This is a genomic window from Chloroflexota bacterium, from assembly GCA_035652535.1.
GTDB lineage: Bacteria > Chloroflexota > UBA6077 > UBA6077 > SHYK01 > DASRDP01.
In genome coordinates this window covers 25221-45284 of the sequence record DASRDP010000009.1, presented here as the reverse complement: position 1 = coordinate 45284, position 20064 = coordinate 25221, and the positions used below count along the sequence as shown (strand labels likewise).

The following is a 20064-nucleotide window of genomic DNA, read 5'->3' as shown; positions in this document are numbered from 1 at the left end:
GATATAATCGGGCGAGGCTACATTGATTACCGTTGAACACCTCTCGAAGTACTACGGTCGTATCCCCGCGGTCGACGATATCTCCTTTGATGTCCCCAAGGGCGAAATCCTCGGCTTCCTTGGGCCGAATGGCGCAGGGAAGACGACGACAATGCGGATCCTGACCGGTTATATGCCCCCAACTGGCGGCAGAGCGACCGTTGCGGGACATGATGTTTTCAAGGATTCGCTCGAGGCGCGAAAGCACATCGGGTACATGCCCGAAACGGTTCCGCTCTATCCGGAAATGACCCCAAAGAGCTATCTGCACTTCATGGGCAAGATTCGGGGCTTAGACGGGCGAAGACGGCGCGCGCGCATCGACGACGTCGCCGATAAGTGCAAGATCGGCGATGTCATGAATCGGCTGATCGGCAAGCTCTCCAAGGGGTATCGCCAGCGTGTCGGCCTCGCGCAGGCGCTGCTCGCGGACCCCGAAGTCCTGATCCTCGACGAGCCCACCGTGGGCTTGGACCCGCGCCAGATCGTCGAGACGCGACAAGTCATCCGCGACCTGGCGGGCGCCCACACCGTCATTCTCAGCACGCACATCCTTCCCGAAGTCTCGATGACGTGCCAGCGCGTCATCATCATCAACCGCGGTCGAGTCGCAGCGATCGACACGCCGGAAAACCTCCAGCGACGCATGCGCGGGTCCGATTCCCTCGAAGTCGAAGTCCGCGGCCCGTGCGAGGCCATCATGGCGGCGATCCAGGCGATCCCGGAAGTTCTGACGGTGAAAGCCCGCGGCAATGGCACCGATAGCCACGTGTTCGCCGTGGACTGCGCCTTGGGCAGCGACATCCGCGAACAGCTCGCGCAAACCGTGGTGCAGCGCGGCTGGGGCCTGCGCGAGCTGCGCCCCGCTTCGGTCAGCCTCGAGGAGATCTTCGTGCAGCTCGTAACCGCTGAGCCTGCCGCTGCCTGAGCCAGGCCCGCATGCGTGGTCAATTCCTTGGAGTCTGAAAACCAATGATTCGTAATGTCGCCGCGGTCGCGGAGCGGGAGATTCGCTCCTACTTTGTGTCGCCGGTCGCCTGGGTCGTCACCGCCGTGATGATCGCGATGTGGGGATTCCTTTTCGGAATCATCATTCCACAGAGTCGACAGGCGGACCTGCGACCGGTCCTGAACAACTTCAGCGTCACCTTCCTCCTGGCGGGTCCGCTGCTGACCATGCGCCTCATCGCGGAGGAGGCCCGCACGGGCACGCTCGAGCTGCTCCTCACGCAGCCCATCCGTGACGTCGAGCTGGTTCTCGGGAAGTATCTCGGCAGCGTCGTCTTCCTCCTCTTCATGCTGGCTATGACCCTCTACTTCCCACTGCTCCTCAACATGTTCGGAAATCCAGACCGGGGACCCATGGTCGGCGGGTACCTCGGCGTCATGCTGCAGGGGATGGCGTTTCTCGCCATTGGCTTGATGGCGTCAGCGCTGACACAGAACCAGATCATCGCCGCGGCGGTGACGTTCGTCACGCTGCTCCTGCTGTGGCTCAGCGACTCGCTTTCGCGCCAGTTCACCGGCATCCCCGGCCAGGTCGCTCAATACGTCAGCATCACCAAGCGGTTCGAGGACATGCCTCGAGGCGTCGTCGACACCAAAGACATCGTCTTCTTCGTGACCGTCATCATCGCTTGCCTTTTCATCACGACGCAGATCATCTCGGCCCGGCGATGGCGATGAGCCAGGTGGCTGTCCTCCAGCCGCGCAAAGGAGCTGCGCCATGATCCCTCAGCAAACGATGACGCACCAGAGCTGGCTGGATCGGGCACGTGGGCCGCTGGCCCTCGTGAGCGGGCTGGCCCTTCTGGTCGCCGCGGGCTCGGCCCTCGTCGCGGGGGAATTCAGCGTCCTCTCCCGATTGGCGCTCGCTGTGGCGATCCTCTGCTTCGGTATGTACATCGCCATTGATCCGGCGAAAGCCTGGGGCAACGTTACGAGCCGCGAATCGCAGTACGGATCGAACGCGTTTGTCATGTGCCTAGCCATGATCGGAATCCTGGCTCTCGTCAACGTCCTGGCCAATCGCTACCACGAACGCTGGGACCTCACTGCCCAGCGCGACTTCTCCCTTTCAGAGGCGACCCTCAAGCTCCTGGCAGACCTGCCGGCACCAGTCCACGCAACCGCCTATTTCTCCTCCTCGCTGCCCGACGCCCAGAAAGTCGAAGATCTCTTGAAGGAGTACGCCGCGCGATCGAACGGCATGCTCACGTGGGAGACCGTCGACTTCAACATGAACCCGGCCGAAACGAAGCTCGCCGGCGTCAACGTCGACGGCACGATTCGATTTCGTTGGGCCGGCAAGACCGGGCCCGACGATCCGAAGCAGGATTCCATCACCACTGACGAGGCGCACATCACGACCGCGCTGTTGAAGCTGGTCAACCCAACCCCGCTCAAGGTGTACTACCTGACGGGACACGGCGAGCGAGACCTCGACAATTTCCAGGACGAAGGCTATTCGGACCTCAAAACGCAAATCCAGGCGGACAACTACGTCGTCGAATCGCTGAACCTCCTCTCGACGGGGAAAGTGCCCGACGACGCCAAGGCGGTCATCATCGCAGCCCCCAAGACGGCGTTGCTGGACGACGAGCTGAAGGCGTTGAACGACTACCTGGACGGCAACGGCCGTCTTCTCCTCTTCGTCGACCCCCTCCAGACCGACTCGAACGTCGGCGAGCTGATCAAACGCTGGGACCTCAACATCGGAGATGGCGTGGCCGTGGACCCGGTGAGCGCTCTCGGACAGGATCCGCTCGCCATCATCGTCCAGCGGTACGGACTCCACACGATTGTCAAAGACCTGGGCACCATCTCGCTGATGCCGTTCTCTACTTCCATCGAGATTCCCAACCTGATCAAGAAGGGTGTGGACATCAGCGGACTGGCGCTGACCTCTGGTGACCGGTCGTGGCTCGAGACGGACCGCTCCAAACTCCAGTACACCGATGGGGAAGACAAGAAGGGGCCGCTCACCTTGGCCGTGGCGGTCGAGCAAGTCGAAAATCCACCGGCCGAGGAGCCGCCCCCCGGGTTCGAGGATCCCAACAAGAAGGTCAAGAACCGAGCGGTCATCATCGGCAGCTCAGAGATGGGCGTCAATGGGCTCATCAAGCAGCAGATCGCAAACCGCGACTTCATTCTCAACTCCCTGAACTGGATTACGCAGACGGACCAGCTCATCACGACCCGCCCACGGATCGATCAGCAGCGCACCGTCTTTCTCACGCCAGCGCAGGGCAACTTTGTTTTCTTCTCGAGCGCCGTGTTCTTCCCGCTCGTCATCCTCGGCGTGGGCGGCGTGATCTGGTGGATGCGGCGCTGACCCATGGCCCGTAACACCGTCCTCATGGTCGTCGCATTCGCCGTCCTGGCAGCCGGCGTGTTCGCCATCGAAAAGACGCAGCCAGCGCCGGCCGCAGAGGGCGCCCCGACGTACATCGTCGACGCCAAAGACACGGACGTGCAGCGGCTCGACGTTCAGACCTCGGCGGGGAGTCAGGCATTCGAGCGCGCGGAGCCCGTTGGCTGGAAGTTCGCCGACAGTGGCGATCAGGCGGACCTGAGCCGCGTGAGCAGCGTCGTCAATCGTCTGGTGAAGCTGCGCAGCTCGGCCAAGGTTACCGACAAACCCGGCGACCTGGCGCAATACGGCCTCTCGCCGGCTGCCGACCAGGCGACGCTGTCCATGAAGGACGGCAAGACGATCCGCGTGCTCGTGGGATCAAAAACGCCGAACGGTGCCGCCTACTACGCGATGGTGGAGGGCCGCGGCGAGCTGCACACGATCAACACACTGCTCGTCGGCGATATCGAGAAGCTGGTGAGCGAGCCGCCCATCCCAACGCCAGTGGTGACGGCAACGCCAACGGAAGCTGTCGCGGGAGCATCGGAATCCGCCGCCGACGCCACGCCAAGGCCCAGCCAAACGCCAACGCCGACCGTCGGGCTGCCCGCCCCGTCTACGTCGCAGTGAGGTCGGACGTCGCGGCCGGTCCCGAAAAGGACGAGCGCGTCCGTGAGCACGCGCTCGAGATCTGCCATCGCCTGATGGTCTTCTATGGGCCTCCGAGTCCCCGCCCGCTTCAGGACCCGCTGTCCGAGCTGATTCAGACCGTGCTTTCCCAGAATACTGCCGACGTGAACTCCGATCGCGCCTTCGCTCAGCTCATGGACCGGTACCGAGGGGATTGGACCGCAGTCGCCCGGGCCCCGGTCTCGGAGGTGGCGGACGCGATTCGATCCGGTGGGCTCGCGGACATCAAGGCGGCCCGCATCCAGAACATCCTGCGAAGCGTTACGGACCGCCTCGGCGAGCTGGACCTCTCCTACCTGCGAGACGTCCCGCTGGAGGAAGGTCGAGCGTTTCTCCGATCGCTCGACGGGGTGGGGCCAAAGACCGCGGCGTGCGTTCTGCTTTTCGCGTGCGGCAAGCCTGCGATGCCCGTCGACACGCACGTGCTCCGCGTCAGCCAACGAATTGGCCTGGTTGGCGACAAGACGAGCGCGGAGCAGGCGCACATGGCGCTCGAAGCCGCGGTGCCGGCCGATCTCGTGTATGCGTTCCACATGCTCCTCATCACCCATGGCCGCCAAATCTGTAAGGCACAACGGCCGCGCTGTTCGACGTGCCCCGTATCCGCGCAGTGCGCATTTCCGGCGAAGACCGGGTCAGACGGGGATGGCCGGGGCGCATCCGGTCGGGGGAGCCAGAGCTGAGCGCACCGCTACGGTCGACGGAGCTGACCGCCGCGCTGGAGGCCGCGCGCGCCGCGGGCCGGCTCCAGCGCCGACGATTCCGCCGATGGCACGCGGTCGAATTCAAGACGGACGACACTCCCGTTACCGCGACGGACCGCGATTCGGAGCGGATCATCCGAGAGGTGCTCGTCCAGCGGTGTCCGGGGTGTGAATTTCTTGCCGAGGAGAGCTACACGACCGGCGCGCCCTTGACGCCCGTCGCCGATGGATGCCGCTGGATCGTTGATCCGCTAGATGGGACCAAGAAGTTCGTCCGCGGCCTCCCCTTTTTCGGACCGTGTGTCGCATTGGAGCGTGACGCCGACCTCGTGGCGGGCGTCATCCACCTGCCCGCGCTCGCAGAGACCTTCGCGGCCCAACGCGGCGACGGGGCCGACCTAAACGGGAATCCAATCCACGTGTCGGACGTGTCGCAGCTCGATCGCGCCTACGTCGTTTACGCCAACGAGTCCGAGTTCGCCCGGCGGGGCTGGGGTGAGGTCATCCGCCAGCTGATCGCGTCCACATATCACAACCCAGGATTTCTCGACCTGTACTCATACGGAGCGCTGGCGGCTGGCCGCGTAGACGCGGTGGTCATGATCGGCGAAGCCCCGTGGGATACGGCCGCGGCACGACTCATCGTCGAGGAAGCCGGGGGGAGATTTACCGACTTTCAGGGTGAGGCCAGTGTCTACGGCGGCACGACCCTCGCGTCCAATGGACTCCTCCACGCAGCGCTTCTCGACCTCATTCAGAGCGCCACCGATGGCCGCCACTGATGCGGGTCACGGACGGCGCGACGAACCTTCGGAATTCGACGACGCATCGGCGCTGAAGTTCGGACGGGCCTCGTCCGCCGAAGCCTGGGGCCCGTGAATAGGGATCAACAAAACCTGGCCCGCCTGGAGCTTCGCCGGATCGTCGATCCCGTTCGTGGCTGAGATCACGCCCACACTCACGCCAAACCGCTGCGAGATCTCCGCGAGCGTCTGGCCCGGCTCAACCGCGTGCACGACGCCGGGCGTCATCGGAACGTAGACGACCTGGCCGGGCTGGACCACGCCCGTGCTCTGAAGCCCGTTCGCTGTGACGAGATCCTGCGCGGCGATCCCGTACGCCCGCGCGATGGAAGACACGTCCTCACCGCGCCCGACGACGTGTCGGACAATCACCGGTGCGATTGGCGGGCTGCTCGGCGCCGCGCCAGGCGCAGACACACGCTCTGGCTGAGCGCCCGGAGTGCTTGCCGACGCCGGGGGCGACTCCGCGATGGGAGCGGCAATCGATGGCGCGACTGCGGACGCCTCCGCGCTCGCCCCGCCGGCCGTAATGGGCGCCGCGACGGGGGCGGCGCCTTCGCTCGCGATGACCTGCCTTGGCGTTGAAGAACCGGCGTCGGTCCGCGGGGACCGACGGGCAGACTCAACCAATGGCGGCGCCGAGGCGATCGCCGTCGTGCGGGCCGGGATGGCGATGCGGGTTTGGCTCAGCGCAACGAGCCAGCCAACGCCGGCTACGAGCACGATGAGGATGATCGCCACGAGGCGACCGGTCGCGCTGGGCTCGGCATCAGACTGCGTCGGCCTGCGTGACCGCGCCGACGTGATGCGCGGTCGTTCTATGGAGAATCGATCGTACACGCACTGCTCCTCGGATCTTGCTGACTCCAAGCATAGCCGCGCGGAGATTGTGCGCTGCACGCGGATGCGCGGCTACGATCGGTTGATGTAGCGCTGTGATGCGGTTGTGATAGACGGGCCGACGAACGCCGACAAATTATTCGATTCGCGCGGCGGCGGCCGCCGGCCTTACGTCATCGCGAAGGTGGATCCGCCAGGTCCTTTGATGACCTCGATGCGGACGGGAAACGCGTCCTTCAGGTCGTCGAGGTGGGTGATGACGAGAATCCGTTCAAAGTCGGCCTGAACGGTTCGAATCGCCTCGACGAGACGGTCGCAACCCTCGCGGTCCTGGCTCCCGAATCCCTCGTCGATGGCGAGCATCTGGAGCGGCGCATTCGCCCGACGCGCGAGGAGCTTGGAGAGGGCGATGCGGATGGCGAAGTTGATCCGGAACTTCTCGCCGCCGGAGAACAGCTCGTAGGGGCGTGTTCCCAGCTCGTCAGACACCAGGACGTCCAGCGTGCTCACCGTTCCGCCCGTCCTTCCCGGACGCTGCGTCTGCATCCTGACCCGCATGCGGCCGCTCGTGAGACGCGAGAGGAGCTCATTCGCGATATCCTCGATCTCGGGCAGAGCCTGGTCGATGATCATTTCCTGAATTCCGCTCTTGCCGAAGGCGTCGGCGAGCTGGGTGTAGGCGGAGACCTCCTCGAGACAGTGCGTGAGGTTGCGCTTCTGCTCCTCAACCTCTCGAGCCCTGGCGTTCAGCCAGGAGACCATCTGCTTCGCCTCCCCCACGCGCTGGGCCGCTGCGCGGTGCGCGGCGGCGCTCTCCTGCAACTCAGCCTCTTTCGCGGCGAGGGCGGACCGCTTGGCAGGCAACGCCGCGGCTTCCTGGACCAGCACGTCCGTCTCCCGATCGAGCCTCGACACCTCGGCATGGACTGCCGCCAGCTGGGCATCGAGCGCCGCTCGGTGCGCGGACGCCGTCTGGATGGTCGCGCGGGCGGCGTCGAGCGCTCGCATGCTGTCTGGGGCGTCGCGAAGCCGCTCGCGGGTCTCGCGCAACGCGCGATGCGCTTCAGGATCGTAGCCGGTGGCTTGCATCGCCTGGCGAAGCGGTGCCACGCGCGAGCGGGCCTCCAACGCGTAGTCGTTGGATTCCAGCGCCTGGCGATACGCCGCGGCCACTGCGCGGACCTCCGTCAGCGCCCGCCGATCCTCTTCTGCGTGCCGAAGCTGCGCCTGCAGGTCGCCGAGTTCGCGCTCGATCGCCGCGCGCCCGTTCAATTGCTCACGGAGCGACGCGGCGCGTTCTTGTGCGCTCTTGGTCACCTTCAGCTGCGCAAGATAATCCGCCCGGGCGCGCTCCAGCTGGCGCTCGACTTCGCGAAGCTCTTCGGTGAGCCTCTTGTGGGCGGCTGCGAGACCGGAGGCCCCAAGCTCCTGCCCACAGAGAGGGCAAGTATCGTTCTGCCCCAGCAGCTCCAGCCGCTGCCGGACCCGATCGGGCTCTTCTTTCAGACGCTCTCCTTCCCGGCGAAGGACGGCAAGCCTCTCGTTCGCGGCGTCAAAGGCCTTGCGCGCGTCCTCGTCCTCGCGCGCCAACGCGTCATAGCGAATGATGTCGGCCTGGATCGCTTCGGCTTTGGCCTGAGCTGACTCAACGCCCGCCAGGCGGCGCTCGACGTCAGCGGCCCTGTTCTCCGCCGCGGTCAGCTCTGCCTGGATGCGGCCGCGCTCCCGATCGACGGAAGACTCGACGCGCTGCAGCTCGTCACGAGCCTGACACCAGGCCTGAAAGCGGCCCGCCATGTCACGCTCTTGCTCGTCCGCCTTTTGGAACGCGGCGAAGTCCCGTTCGATCTCGCCGGCGCGCGACTCGGTCGCGGCCGCTTCGGCTACCTGCCGCGCCAGCTCCTCGATCTGCTTCTCGAGGCCATGGACCCGATCTCCGGCGATCTCGCGAGCGGCGCGCTTCTCGGCGGCTTGCCGATCGACCCCGACGAGTCGGTCGACCTCGCGGACCAGGGCGGTCCGCTCCGCTGTCAGCTCATCGACCTCGCGTTGCGCGTCCGCTTCGGCGCGAATGCTGTCGGCAAGCGCGCGCTCGAACTCTTCCCGACGCGCCAGCTCGGCCTCCGCCGCGCGGATCTGGCCGCTCAACCGATCCGCGCTCGCGCGGGCCTCTCGCATCGCCGCGTGGGCGGCGTCCGCAAGCTCGTCGTACTGGCCAAGGTTGAGGATGTCGCCGAGCACCTGCTTTCGGTGCTGCGGCGTCATGAGCATGAATGCGTCGGCTTTCCCCTGCTGAACGAACGACGCATGGACGAAGGTGTCGTGGGTCATGCGGAGTAGGCGGCTGATGGCGTCCTGTGTCTGGCCGACGCTGCCTTCGGCGAGCGGCCGCCAGATTGACCCGTCGAAGCCCTCGAACCGCAGCTCCGTGGAACCGCTGCGATTGCGCACCGTGCGCCGCCGCGTCACGCGGTAGCGGCCGCCGTCCATCAAGAACTCCAGCGCCACCGACATCTCGCTGGCGCCGTGCCGGACGAGGTCGTCTCCCGCGCGCGACCCGCCCCGCGGCTCTCCCCACAGCGCCCACACCATGGCATCGAGCAGGGCGCTCTTGCCGTTCCCGTTGGCGCCGGAGAGACAGGCAACGTGGACACCGTCGAGGTCCAGGGGCGGCGGTCGATCGCCATAGGACAGGAAGTTCCGAATCTCGAGACGGAGGGGGATCATGCTAGGCTCAAAGCCTGGACTGAATCAGGCGCTGCGCGTACGAGCGGAGGCGCTCCCGTTCGTCGGACGGAAGCTGTTTCGCCGAGAAGAATTCGTCGAGTAGCTCCATGGGCGTCTTGCCCTCCACCGACGCGCCCGCGAACCGGGTGCGCGCCGGTCGATCGACCTGCCGCGAGATCTCGGCGATCCAGAAGGCGCCGGCCAAGGCGGCCCGCGCGCGCCCCTCGTCGAAGAGCGCCTCATTTTGCGCCGTCAGCTCGACTCGCAGGCGCACCACCGCGTCATCGATCTCCGGCCGATGGCGATCGATCTGCCGCAGCGCCACGGCCGTCGGGTCATCGCCCGTCGCTTTGACTGGAATCGTGAGGAAGCGCCGCGCGGGAACGGGGAAGAACTCCCACTCGGCGTGGCCTTTCGAGACTTCGGCCACGACGTATCCTTTGTCCTCCAGCTCCTCACCGAAGTTCACGCGTTCGATGCTGCCCGGATAGACGGCGGGTGGCTGCGAACCGAAGGACTGGTGCGCATGGATGTGGCCAAGGGCAACGTAGTCGAAAGGCGGTACGGTGAGCACGCTGGCAGGAATCAGCGGGTCATTCCCAACGGTGAGCATTCGCTCCGCGCCGTCTCGCGCCTCCTGGGCGTGCAGGTGAGCGACGAGGATGGCTGGCGCCGTCCGCAACTCGGGATCGCCGCGCATCTCCTCGACGCGCTCGCCCAACGCCCCCACGACCTTGACCACAAAGTCGGCGATGTAGCGCTCGAAATCGCTCGACAAGAGATTTTGAGCGCCCTCGTGCGCCACGACGACACTTCGGGTGATCCAGGGAAGCGCGGCGATGATGGCCGGGCCCGATGGCGTGTCGACCCGGTGGCAGTCGGGCTGGCGGCCGACCGTGACCCCTGCCACTTCCAGCTCGTGGAAGATGTCGATGGACGTCGCGCGACTCACCGCATTGGGCACGTCGTGGTTGCCGGCCAGCAGAAACACCGGAACGCGTGCGCTCGCCAGTCGCAGAATCCGACGGGCGAACGCCCGCTGGTGAGTCGGGGAGGGGTCTCGCGACTTGTAAATGTCGCCCGCCATGACGACGAGATCGGCGCGGCCATCGATGGCCGCGTCCACGATCCGGTCGAGCGAGGCCAGAAAATCGTCGAGGCGACGCGGCAAGCCGGTCTGCGGATCGATTGGGCCGTGGGTCTCCATGCCGATGTGCAGGTCCGCAGTGTGGACGACCTTCATCAATCGTCCGGAAGCGTGGCCATGTCGAGCAGACCGCGGCCGGTGGGAAGGTCCATGCGCTTATCGCTCGCCGTCGCGTCCGCGTAGAAAGCTTCGTCGATCGTGCGGACCTTCACCACCACCGGCATCGGCACCGCGTGTCCCAGCAGGATGGCTTCTTGCTGGCTATCCAATGACGCGAGGACGGACCGGAGATGGGAGGCGCCGCTCACGCCGGCGAGAATTGCCGCGATGTCGTTCTCGTCGTTGAGCTGGCAGCTGAATCGCGTGCCAATCTGTGAGAGCACTTCAGGGTCAATGCCGGACGGACGTTGATCGACGACGAGGAGCGTCACGTTGAACTTGCGCAGCTCCCGGGCGATCTGGCCGAAGCTTGTGTGCCGGGCAGCGCTCGGGCTCAAGAACTTGTGCGCCTCCTCAATGGTCACGACGAGCTGCCGTGGACGTTCGCGATTCTCGGCGTCCGCGAGCTGCGAGTCGGTCCGCCACTTGTCGTGGATGCGCCGCGTGATGATGTTGGCGACGAGCATGTATTGGAGGAGGTCACCCTCCTGATCGAACGCTAGGACGACGCTGCGCCCGCTCGAGAGGCTTCGGACGATGTGGCTGATGGACGACGCCTCCGGCGAACGGAACTCCGAAATCACGAAATCCAGTCGCTGCAGCTGGCTCAGCTTGCGCTTCAGCGCCCCCACGGCGGCCGGGTGCGCTCCGGCCCGATCGGCAAAGTCCTTGATGGCCGGCGTGTCCATTTCTAGGAGATTCAGAAGCCACCCCTCCCTGAACTCGGTTTCGAGGAGATGAATGGTCTCGAGCGCCGTTTCGTTCAGGTTCAGCAGCTCCGACAGCAGCACGACGTCGTCGCGCGTGATCTCGTTCATACCGATGGCGATGTCCCCATCCGACTTGTGGCCGATCGGGCGGGGGCGGTTCGACTTGAGGGTGTACACGGCAACACGGCGACCGAAGAGGTCGGTCAGGCTCCGGAGCACCGCGCCCCGGTCAGGTTTCGGCCACGCATACTCGCTGTGCATGTCGAAGATAAGGTTCACCGCCCGGTCGCTCCGGATGAGCCCGCAGAGGAGGAGGCGGGTGAGCATGCTCTTACCGGAGCCAGACTTGCCAAAAACCCCGTTGGAGCGTTCGGCGACGCGTTCGAGGTCGAGGAGGATCGGAATATCCATGTCCCTGGGCGTGCCGACTTGCCAGGAGGAATCCCCCGGCTGAGCGAACACGCGATCGAAATCGGCGCGACCTGCGAGGCTGACCGGCGCGAAGTGGACGGGAACCGTCCGAACCGGCAGGGCCTGGCCCAGCTCCGACGGGTCGGTCTCCGCCGCCGGCATCTTGCCGAGCATCAGCATCGGCTGCAGGGAGACCGACCCGAAGAGGTTCGTTCCTTGGAGCACCAGGCGCGTGAACGCATCGCTGGGGTCCGGCGGGTTCGCCAGCACGTCGGCGTTCGCGGCGTTGAGCATGACGTCCGTGACGAGACAGAAGAAGTCGTACTTTTCGCCGTGAATCTTGACGAATTGCCCCACCCGTACATCTTCGACCGAGCAGTCGGCGTCCAAGTTCGCCGTGATCCCTTTGGTGAGCGTGCCATCGACGACGACGGCGAGCGGGCGACCTTCGTTCGGGTTCATGGAATGGTTCATCTCCCGCCCAGGAGCCGCTCGCGGTCGAAAAACCGAATGGCGGTTGCGATCAGAAAAACGTCGAGCGCCACGAACGCGGTGCCCAGGACCCACAGGGCGTGGCGGGTGAGGAAGAAGAGCACCACCGTCTGCGGAATCATAAAGGCGACGATGGGAAGAACGATGAGTCCGTTGAGCTGATAGGCTGCGCGATACGTCGCTACCCGCGTGGAGATCAGGGCAGCCACGCTCGCTGACATCAGGGCCATCAGTGGCACGATGATGAAGGTCGATGCCGTCCATTCCGGGTCGGCGAGGAGCAGGTGCGGGAAATACTGGTTGCCGGAGAACCAGATCCCGACCGCCAGGATCGCAGTCCCCCACCACGTCCCGAGGACGGCTGGGACGACCGCGGTCATGAGCTTGCCGAAAAAGAGGGCGCCGTTGCCGATGGGCGTCGCCAGCAACGGCTCGAGGGTGTCGCGCTCCTTCTCGCCGACGAAGCTGTCGGCCGCCACCGTCGCCGTGAGCGCGACCGTGACGATCCAGAACAGCGGAAGGGTGAGCGCTTTGAGCGCTTTCCCGACCGTCTTCGCCTGGTCGGCCTCGCTCAGCTGCAGAAAGGCGTTGGACCATGCGGGTGGCATGCGCTCGACACCGACGCTGCCGACGACGATGCTGACCGTCCCCGTGTCGACGGTTGACGTCCCGTACAGGCCAAGCGAGACGATCAGCGCCATGAGGGTGGGGAGGATGAAGATGGGCCCGACGAGGTTGAAGTCCCGAACGACTTCGGTCAGCTCACGTCGGGTCACGAGGAGTGTTCGGGTCACTTTCCCCCTTTCTCATCACGTGGAGATACGCGTCTTCGAGGCCCATCGCCTCGAGCTGCAACGACAAAACGTCTGCCCCGGCTTCGACGAGCTGGCGCACCACCCGGGGATTGACAGACGCGGCGTCCGTTGTGCGGTATGTGATCGTGCCGTTCTCGGTAGCCAGCGCCTCCACGCCCGGCGTCGCGTGGACCACCGCCACGTAGTTGGGCAGAACCGCGCGCAGGGACAATCGCACCGCCTGAGCAGCCATCGCCTTGAGCTCGATCGGCGTCCCCTCGGCGATGGATCTCCCCTGCTGGACAATACTGATCCTCCAGCACAGCTGCTCCGCCTCCGCCAAATTATGCGTGCAGAGCAGCACGGTGCACCGCTCGGTGCGAATCAAATCGACGATGTGGTCGCGCACGGTCTTGGCCGCTTCCGGATCCAGGGCCGCGGTGGGCTCGTCGAATAGCAGGACCTGGGGCCTGTGGATCAGGGCGCGCGCGATGGCGACCTTTTGCTTCATCCCCTTGGAGAAGCTGCGGAGCCGCTCGTTCCGCGCATCCCAGATATCCAGTAGCCGCATCAGGCCCTCGATTCGCGCCCGTCGCTGCGACCCCTGCAATCCGTACATCTGCGCAAAGAAGTCCAGATACTCGCCGGCCTTGAGCCGGTCATAGAGACCGGGGACCTCCGTCAAGATGCCGATGGTCGACCTCACCTTCTCCGGGTTCCGCGCCGCGTCAACGCCCGCGACCCATGCGCTTCCGCCGTCGGGATTGAGCAGACAGGCGAGGATCCGCATCGTCGTGGTCTTCCCTGCGCCGTTCGGGCCGAGCAGGCCATAGATTCGCCCCTCCGGAACGGAGAAGGTCATCCCATTGAGCGCTCGCTTCTCGCCGAAGCGCTTGATGAGGCCGTGCGCTTCGATCATGCCAGCATGGACGACGACGAGGTCTCGGCCGGGCGAATGCGCTGCAAAATCGCGCGAAGGCGCTGATGATCGTCGCGAAGAAGCGTCGCCACTTCTCGTCCGGCCCGTACCAGGTACTCGGAGGGTCCGCGCGGCGGCGAGCTGATCGACGCGACCAGCCGGATGTGGGTCGCGATCACGTCCTCGTTCGGCGCGTTCTGCGCTTCCAGCAACGTACGAAAGTAGTGCATCTCCGCGGCAAAGCGCTCGACCTCGTCGTGGGAGCACACGGTCACGGAGTAGTGGATCGGCACGGCAATGGGAGGAAGGTACTGATGACGGCCCGATCCATCGCGGAAGCCGACGACCAGGCTGCGAAAGCACGTCCGAAGGACGAACTCCAGATCAGGATGCGCCTGATAGATCTGGGCGTCTTCGCACCCGTCGCGTCCCCGCAGCACCGGCCGCGCGCCGACGTCGATCCCGTCCGTCCAGGATCCCGCGACGACCGCGTAGACGGTCATGGGATCCAAGCGCACGGAAACGAGCGTGCCGATGGGCGGTGCGGCGTGCAGCTTCGATGCCTGGGCCTCGAATTCCGCCACGCTGGTGCCCACAACTTCGCCAGCTCGCCGGCTCGTCGTGGCCGCCGATCCGTTCTGTGTCTCCACGATGCGATTGGACTCCAATCTCAACAGGCAGGGACCGCGTAGGAATCATCGGTTTCGCAGAAGCACCTGCGCCACGCCCGCGAACTCTCACGTCCTGGCGCTTAGACTGCCCTGAGCGTTTTGCTCGCCTGCTTCTCCGACACACCGGCGCCCAAGCCTGCTCGCGTCAGGGATTCGATGACGAGCTGCTGGAACGCCAGACGGTCCCGCCCGCTGATGACGGCTTGCTCATGGGCGCGTGCAAGCGCGACCGGATAGCCCAAGCCCCGCTCCGCCTGGTCGAACACCACATTATGGACGAGCCGCCGCGCGTCCTCATCCCTGGCCACCCAGGCAGGCACCTCAACGCGAACAATCTCCCGCCCGACGTTGAGGTAGAAGAAGTGGGATCGCACGCGCTCATCGTAACGATGCTGGTCCGGACCGACAACCTCAAAAAGCGTCGACGCCTGGCCCGGCTGCAGGAAGCGATACAGCTCCGCGTCGACGAGTCCGCCGAAGACACAGCCCGTCTCCTGGCACAGCGCACCGCACCCTTTGACGCACTGGACCGCCGACCGCAAGAGGTCCACGACCCAATGGCTCGACGGATTGCTGACGTACGCGGCAAGCGGCAATTTCACGTCGGCGATCCGCGCCAGCGCCCGGTTGAACTGGGCAATCACCTCGTCCCCGTCCTGGGTCGCCCAATCCTCGCGCCAGATCGTGAGCAGCCCGTCCGCCAGCGCAACGCTCGGCAACGCCAGTGGATTGGCGTCCCGAGCCATCTCGCTGAGGGCCTCCATCTCCAAAACGCTTCGGCGCGCATCCAGGAGGCGCTGGCGCAGGAGGACCCGACGGCCGCCTTGCTCAATGAATAGCTCCTCTCGCCGGAAGTACAGGATTGGCTCCGAATCGAGCTCGGCCTCAGGGGCGTCACCGTAGCGGATCCGTGCACGACCGATGTTCACGAGGGCGCACATCGCGGGGCCGTGCCGATCGGGCTCAATCGTCGACCCATCTGTTGCCATGACGAGATACGACGGGGGCGCAGCGCCTCGGTCGGAGGCTGAGCTGAGCGGCCCGAGCGGCGCCGCCCCAGATCGATCTCCCGAGCGCGCGGCCGACGCCATGCGCTCCCAATCGTCGGAGAGGCGGGCGAAGACGCCGCGCGCGGCGCTCAGGCGCGCGGCCCGCGCCTCGCGATGGTCACGCAGCTCTTGCCCCATGGCGGCAAGCTGCGAGCCTACGCGAAACACGTCGAGCGTCACGCCGAATCTCCCACTCGCTACTGTACCGGACAGCCGAGATCGTGCTGAGTGTACCAGGAGGCCATCGTGGGCTATTTCACCTCAGCCGTTGATCCGGCGCGGGACTGCGCGGCGTGTTTCCTATACTCTGGGGATGCATGGATCTGGATTGCGCCAGGACCTCGGACCGCGCTGCCGTCACCGGCGCACCCCGACGCTTCCGGAGGCATCGTGACCGAAGCCACTCTGGCGCAAGAGTGGGAAGCGGATCTGGTCGCAAGGGCGGTCGACGGGGATGAGCATGCATTCACCAGCCTCTACGACCACTACTTCGATCGAATCTATCGCCACATCTCCTATCGCGTCGGGCAGAGGCAGGACGCCGAGGATCTAACCCAACAGGTATTTCTCCAGGCGTGGCGCGCTCTGGGTCGGTACCGCCAGACCAACACACCGTTCGTCGCGTGGCTGCTGACCATCGCCCACAATCTGGTCGTAAGCTTCTATCGCCGCAACAAGTCGACGGCTTCGCTCGAGTCGGATCAGATTGATTGGCCATCCGACGACCACGTCGAAGGATTGGCGGAGACGCGAGCCGATTACCATCTGGTGCGTCGGCTGATTCGCGAGCTGAGACCCGAGCACCAGCAGGTTCTGGTGATGCGATTCCTCGAAGATCTTGCCCATCGCGACATCGCGATCGCAATGGGCAAGAGCGAGACAAACGTCCGGGTCATGCAGCACAGGGCCCTGTCGGAGTTGCGCAAACTCCTGAAGCGACAGGAGGGCGCCTAGCGGCGCGGCCGACGGGCGACCGGTCACCCTGGGGCACGCGCGGATCGGTCGTCCGCGCCTCAGTGGACCGGCTCGGAAAGGCCGCCGATTCCGTGGGCCGCGGCCCGCGTCACAATCGGGGAATACTTTCGGGCATTCTGCGTTCGATCCGGCCGGCCCTCGAAGGTGAGGTGGTTGATGAAGGGCGCCCACGGGCGTGCCGCATTGGTTGTGGGCCGGGTCGCGGAACACGTTCAGCGGATCGCCCCCCTCCTCCACGATCCCGATCTCTTCTTCGAGGAGCTGGCGCATTCGGATGATGTGCTCGGCTCCTTGCCCCAGATGCTCGCGCGCCCGGTCGGCGATAGCCCCCTGAGGGATCCCCGTTGCCATATCCTGTGCGCTGTTGACGGGTAGCCTACCACCCCGACTCCGAGTCGGGCTTACGGTGCGGCGAACTCCCAGTCAGCAACATTCCAAGTCGGCTCCGACTCGGGAGCGCGAATCCGCATCCCCCTGATTGTCGCGGGGAAGACCACCACCGTTGGGTTGAAGTAGAGCGAGATGATCCCGGCTTGTGCCGTCAGGATCCGCAGCGCCTCCACCACGCGCTGGCCCTGCTCCGCTCGGTCGAGCGTCGACTGAACAGCGGTGGCCATCCGGTCGTAGTCCGGGTCCGACCATCCACCGCGGTTGGACCTCGTCCACCGGTTCTCGGGACCGGAGATATTGTCACTCTGAAGCCGGATGAGTGACGGGATGCCCGCCGATGAGCCCGTCGAGTACATGCTTCGAAACGTTGCCAATCGCTGTCCGTCCCGGATCTCCTGGCCCGCGAATTCGGCCTCGTCGGTGTCCAGTCCCAGCTTTCGCCAACCGTCGGCCAGGATGCTCCGCTCACTGGCATTTTGCGGCGACTGGGTCCCGGTGATCTCGAAGGTCATTCGACTGCCCGTCTCGTCCAGATAGAACCCGTCCTGCCCTTTCCCGTAGCCAGCCTCCGCCATGAGTCGCTCGGTCTGGCGAGGATCGAATGCGTACTTTGTCACCGCAGCGTCCAGGGCGGGAAAGTAGTCCGCCGTCGGGTAGATCATCGTGTCTGTTGGGATCCCGACGCCGTGAAAAAGCGTCTCGTTTATCGTCTCTTTGTCGATGCCGCGCGCGATCGCTTGTCTCACCCGCACGTCCAGATGCGCCTTCGGGCGCGCGTATTCGGGTCGGTATTGAAAGTCGATAAATCGGTAGTCCCGGGGGAGAAACTCAATAGCCCCCGCGTTGCGCGCGGCCCAGGCTTGTTTCAGCACCAATCCGCCCTCGATCCGAATCGAGTCGTCCACAGGAAGGTGAGCCTCTCCAGCAAGCATCGCCGCCAGGACCACGTTCGAGTCCGCCGAGAAGCGGAGCTGGACGCGCTCGATCTTCGGGCGACCAAGCGCATGCTCGTCAAACGCCACGCCGTCGACGAAAGCGCCCGGCTCCCACCGATCCACGCGATAGGGACCGGCTCCCACGTACTGCACGGTCCAGAAGGGCAGCGTTGCGAAGGTATCGAGCTGCTGCTCGTAGGCGCTCGCGAGGATGTGCTTGGGCAGCGGCGCAAAGCTCGGCCCCGAATTTCCTGACGCCTGGACGCCCTGGAGCACTCCGGCGTCCGGGTAGGGCTGCAACCAGTGCACGACCAGCGTGCGATCGTCGAGCGCCTCGACTCCCGACATCGAGCTGATGGGCTCCGAATGAGATCGGCCAAGCTCAGGAGTGGCGTAGACGCGCCACGCGAACGCGAAGTCCTCAGCCGTGAGCGGCTGGCCGTCGTGCCATAGGAGCCCAGCTCGGAGGTGGTACGTGGTGTCCATCTGGCCGTCCGCGTACACGCGCCAGTCGTCGGTGCCGAGCTGGGGGAGCGATTCGGCGAGGTATGGCTGCGCACGTCCGTCGCCATCAAGCAGGCTGAGCGCAGCGTTAAAGAGGCGCCGCTTGCTGCCGGTCGATGCCGTGAGCGTGGTGATGGGCGTACCCGCGAGCGTCTCGGGCTCCGTCCGCGTTATGAGCACCAGGGTGCGATTGTCACCCGAATCGCGGTCGACCTTCCCGTCCTTGGGCGCGGACCCTCCGGCGTTGGGCGCGCAGGCCGCCAGCACCATGAGCAGGGCGGAAATGAGGAAACGAGGGCCCTTCACCTCGCGCGGGCTTCCGTCGCGCGCGAGCGCTCCTCGCTGGACGCGAAGAGCGCGGGCGACGTCCACTCCTTCAGCGGGCGGCCTTCGTCCAGGGCCCGAAGCTCGCGCTCCCAGATCTTGCGCTTGAGAATCGGCTTCGTGTCGGTGCGGACGAGTCGCTCGCTGGTCCGATCCGCTATGGGGCCCTGGCCGACCTGCGTGACGTAATCTTCGATCCAGAATTGTTTGTAGTAGCTCAGCTCCGGATCCATATCTTCGATGCGCATCTTCCCCGCCAAGATCGCCTCAGCGATCGCCAGGGGAGCTTCCGCTTCCGGATCTTGGATCTCGCGCCGTAGTCGGCTAAATCGCTCCCCCTCTTCCCCGGCGAGACCGGGGGTGAGGTTCACGTCGAAGGCAATGCAGTGCTCATCGTCCATCGGGACGTGGAAAACGAGTCGATATTCCCAGAGGCGCTCGTAGCCGGGCACGCGGTGTCGGACCTTGAGCTGATTCGTATTCGGCATGTGGAAATGATTGCTCGACCCGCCAGGGATCGAGCTCGCCACGCCCCAGTCCGTCTCGACATAATGCGTTGCATCGATCGAACCGCTTCGATCATGGCCCATGCGCCGGGTCGATTCGCGATGTGCCCAGGGGATGTGCGCGGGATCGTTGTCCAGCCGGTTGAAGAAATTGCAGGGCCAGACCTCGGGCGGATCCACATCGATCACGCCCGGTTGTTCGAAGTCCGGGTAGCGCCGAATCGGCGGGGGGTCGCCCTCGCCCAGGTACGCGAAGATGAGCCCGAGATACTCCTGGACCGGATAGCTGCGGATTTTCACGCGGGCTGCCAGGGCCGGATCCTCGCCCGGCTGCTCAACGCACTGGCCCGTGCCGTCGTAGAGCCATCCGTGGTAGCGGCAACGGATGCAGTCACCCTCGACCCAGCCGACGGAAAGCTGCGTGCCGCGGTGGGCGCAGCGAAAGGCTACGAGGTGCGCGTCCCCGCCGGCACCCCGATAGAGAGTCATATCCTCGCTCATGATCCGAATCGGTACGGCACGGCCGGGCTCCAGCTCGCGCCCCCGAAACACCGGTTGCCAGAACAGCCGCAGGTATCGCCCCCCGAGCGTGCCCGGGCCCGTGTGCACGAAGTCGGGTGTCTGAGAATCCCGCAAGTCATTGCTCCTCAAGCGGTCTGAGGTGGAAGGCTAGAGCCTTCCGCGATCAGATGTCAAACCCGGGCAGCATGCGTGGCACCGTCGGCACGGCGTGTTCCACTGGCCGACCCAACCGGCGCGCATATCACCATGGGCGCCAACCCAGTGGCGCCGATAGGAACGCAGGCGCTTGCGCCCTGACCCATTGGCCGGCCGCGGGTGTTGCCGTTGCGCGAGGAGGCGGCGGGCTGTACCATCCGTCGTCCGGATCCAGGTAGGATTGCGAGCGTGGAGGAACCTCA

The 20064-nt window shown here is 65.3% G+C and carries 18 protein-coding genes; 8 read left to right on the top strand and 10 right to left on the bottom strand.

The window, feature by feature from the left end:
• Nucleotides 1–22 precede the first annotated feature (22 nt).
• Genes VFC51_01370 through VFC51_01345 form a run of 6 tightly spaced genes read left to right on the top strand, consistent with a single transcriptional unit; the run spans nt 23 to nt 5570 of the window.
• The gene (locus VFC51_01370; GenBank protein ID HZT05654.1) at nt 23–967 is read left to right on the top strand and encodes an ABC transporter ATP-binding protein; all 945 of its coding nucleotides are present in this window, start codon (nt 23–25) and stop codon (nt 965–967) included.
• 44 nt (nt 968–1011) lie between these two features.
• Nucleotides 1012–1725: an ABC transporter permease subunit gene (locus VFC51_01365; GenBank protein HZT05653.1), complete on the top strand. Its 714-nt coding sequence runs from the start codon at nt 1012–1014 to the stop codon at nt 1723–1725.
• Between the two features lie 40 nt (nt 1726–1765).
• Nucleotides 1766–3373, top strand: a complete 1608-nt coding sequence (locus VFC51_01360) for a Gldg family protein (GenBank protein ID HZT05652.1) — start codon at nt 1766–1768, stop codon at nt 3371–3373.
• Between the two features lie 3 nt (nt 3374–3376).
• Entirely contained in the window at nt 3377–4024 is a 648-nt protein-coding gene (locus tag VFC51_01355) for a DUF4340 domain-containing protein (GenBank protein ID HZT05651.1), read from the top strand.
• On the top strand, nt 4021–4767 hold the full coding sequence (nth, locus tag VFC51_01350; GenBank protein HZT05650.1) for an endonuclease III: 747 nt from the start codon (nt 4021–4023) through the stop codon (nt 4765–4767). The genes VFC51_01355 and nth overlap by 4 nt, the downstream gene beginning before the upstream one ends.
• Nucleotides 4695–5570 (top strand): inositol monophosphatase family protein, encoded by an 876-nt coding sequence (locus tag VFC51_01345; GenBank protein ID HZT05649.1) that lies wholly within the window; start codon nt 4695–4697, stop codon nt 5568–5570. Before nth ends, VFC51_01345 begins: the two co-directional genes overlap by 73 nt.
• 6 nt (nt 5571–5576) lie before the next feature.
• On the opposite strand, the gene VFC51_01340 is transcribed toward VFC51_01345, so the two are convergent.
• The 8 genes from VFC51_01340 to VFC51_01305 all read right to left on the bottom strand — a co-directional run bounded on the left by VFC51_01340 (nt 5577) and on the right by VFC51_01305 (nt 15690).
• A complete protein-coding gene (locus VFC51_01340; protein HZT05648.1) occupies nt 5577–6431 on the bottom strand; it encodes a LysM peptidoglycan-binding domain-containing protein in 855 nt (284 codons plus the stop codon).
• A 168-nt stretch (nt 6432–6599) separates the two neighbouring features.
• On the bottom strand, nt 6600–9158 hold the full coding sequence (locus tag VFC51_01335) for an SMC family ATPase (GenBank protein ID HZT05647.1): 2559 nt from the start codon (nt 9156–9158) through the stop codon (nt 6600–6602).
• A 7-nt stretch (nt 9159–9165) separates the two neighbouring features.
• Nucleotides 9166–10401 (bottom strand): exonuclease SbcCD subunit D, encoded by a 1236-nt coding sequence (locus tag VFC51_01330; protein ID HZT05646.1) that lies wholly within the window; start codon nt 10399–10401, stop codon nt 9166–9168.
• Nucleotides 10401–12047, bottom strand: a complete 1647-nt coding sequence (locus VFC51_01325) for an ATP-binding protein (GenBank protein ID HZT05645.1) — start codon at nt 12045–12047, stop codon at nt 10401–10403. The genes VFC51_01330 and VFC51_01325 overlap by 1 nt, the downstream gene beginning before the upstream one ends.
• A gap of 8 nt (nt 12048–12055) precedes the next feature.
• A complete protein-coding gene (locus tag VFC51_01320) occupies nt 12056–12871 on the bottom strand; it encodes an ABC transporter permease (protein HZT05644.1) in 816 nt (271 codons plus the stop codon).
• Nucleotides 12840–13790, bottom strand: a complete 951-nt coding sequence (locus VFC51_01315) for an ABC transporter ATP-binding protein (protein HZT05643.1) — start codon at nt 13788–13790, stop codon at nt 12840–12842. The genes VFC51_01320 and VFC51_01315 overlap by 32 nt, the downstream gene beginning before the upstream one ends.
• The gene (locus VFC51_01310; GenBank protein ID HZT05642.1) at nt 13787–14440 is read right to left on the bottom strand and encodes a hypothetical protein; all 654 of its coding nucleotides are present in this window, start codon (nt 14438–14440) and stop codon (nt 13787–13789) included. The genes VFC51_01315 and VFC51_01310 overlap by 4 nt, the downstream gene beginning before the upstream one ends.
• 101 nt (nt 14441–14541) lie before the next feature.
• Nucleotides 14542–15690, bottom strand: coding sequence for a DNA double-strand break repair nuclease NurA (locus VFC51_01305; GenBank protein ID HZT05641.1), 1149 nt, complete (start codon nt 15688–15690; stop codon nt 14542–14544).
• 210 nt (nt 15691–15900) lie between these two features.
• Between VFC51_01305 and VFC51_01300 the strand changes: the two genes are divergently transcribed.
• The gene (locus VFC51_01300) at nt 15901–16464 is read left to right on the top strand and encodes a sigma-70 family RNA polymerase sigma factor (protein HZT05640.1); all 564 of its coding nucleotides are present in this window, start codon (nt 15901–15903) and stop codon (nt 16462–16464) included.
• Nucleotides 16465–16641: 177 nt separating this feature from the next.
• On the top strand, nt 16642–16860 hold the full coding sequence (locus tag VFC51_01295; protein HZT05639.1) for a hypothetical protein: 219 nt from the start codon (nt 16642–16644) through the stop codon (nt 16858–16860).
• Nucleotides 16861–16886: 26 nt separating this feature from the next.
• On the opposite strand, the gene VFC51_01290 is transcribed toward VFC51_01295, so the two are convergent.
• Both VFC51_01290 and VFC51_01285 read right to left on the bottom strand, forming a co-directional pair.
• Nucleotides 16887–18620, bottom strand: a complete 1734-nt coding sequence (locus VFC51_01290) for an ABC transporter substrate-binding protein (GenBank protein ID HZT05638.1) — start codon at nt 18618–18620, stop codon at nt 16887–16889.
• Nucleotides 18617–19780 carry a Rieske 2Fe-2S domain-containing protein gene (locus VFC51_01285; protein HZT05637.1) on the bottom strand — a complete coding sequence of 388 codons (1164 nt, stop codon included), beginning with the start codon at nt 19778–19780 and terminating at the stop codon, nt 18617–18619. The genes VFC51_01290 and VFC51_01285 overlap by 4 nt, the downstream gene beginning before the upstream one ends.
• Between the last annotated feature and the right edge of the window lie 284 nt (nt 19781–20064).

Coding starts and splice junctions, on each gene's coding strand:
- VFC51_01365 (HZT05653.1), top strand. CDS start 1,012: ATGATTCGTAATGTCGCCGCGGTCGCGGAGCGGGAGATTCGCTCCTAC.
- VFC51_01360 (HZT05652.1), top strand. CDS start 1,766: ATGATCCCTCAGCAAACGATGACGCACCAGAGCTGGCTGGATCGGGCA.
- VFC51_01355 (HZT05651.1), top strand. CDS start 3,377: ATGGCCCGTAACACCGTCCTCATGGTCGTCGCATTCGCCGTCCTGGCA.
- VFC51_01335 (HZT05647.1), bottom strand. CDS start 9,158: ATGATCCCCCTCCGTCTCGAGATTCGGAACTTCCTGTCCTATGGCGAT.
- VFC51_01330 (HZT05646.1), bottom strand. CDS start 10,401: ATGAAGGTCGTCCACACTGCGGACCTGCACATCGGCATGGAGACCCAC.
- VFC51_01325 (HZT05645.1), bottom strand. CDS start 12,047: ATGAACCCGAACGAAGGTCGCCCGCTCGCCGTCGTCGTCGATGGCACG.
- VFC51_01315 (HZT05643.1), bottom strand. CDS start 13,790: ATGATCGAAGCGCACGGCCTCATCAAGCGCTTCGGCGAGAAGCGAGCG.
- VFC51_01295 (HZT05639.1), top strand. CDS start 16,642: ATGAAGGGCGCCCACGGGCGTGCCGCATTGGTTGTGGGCCGGGTCGCG.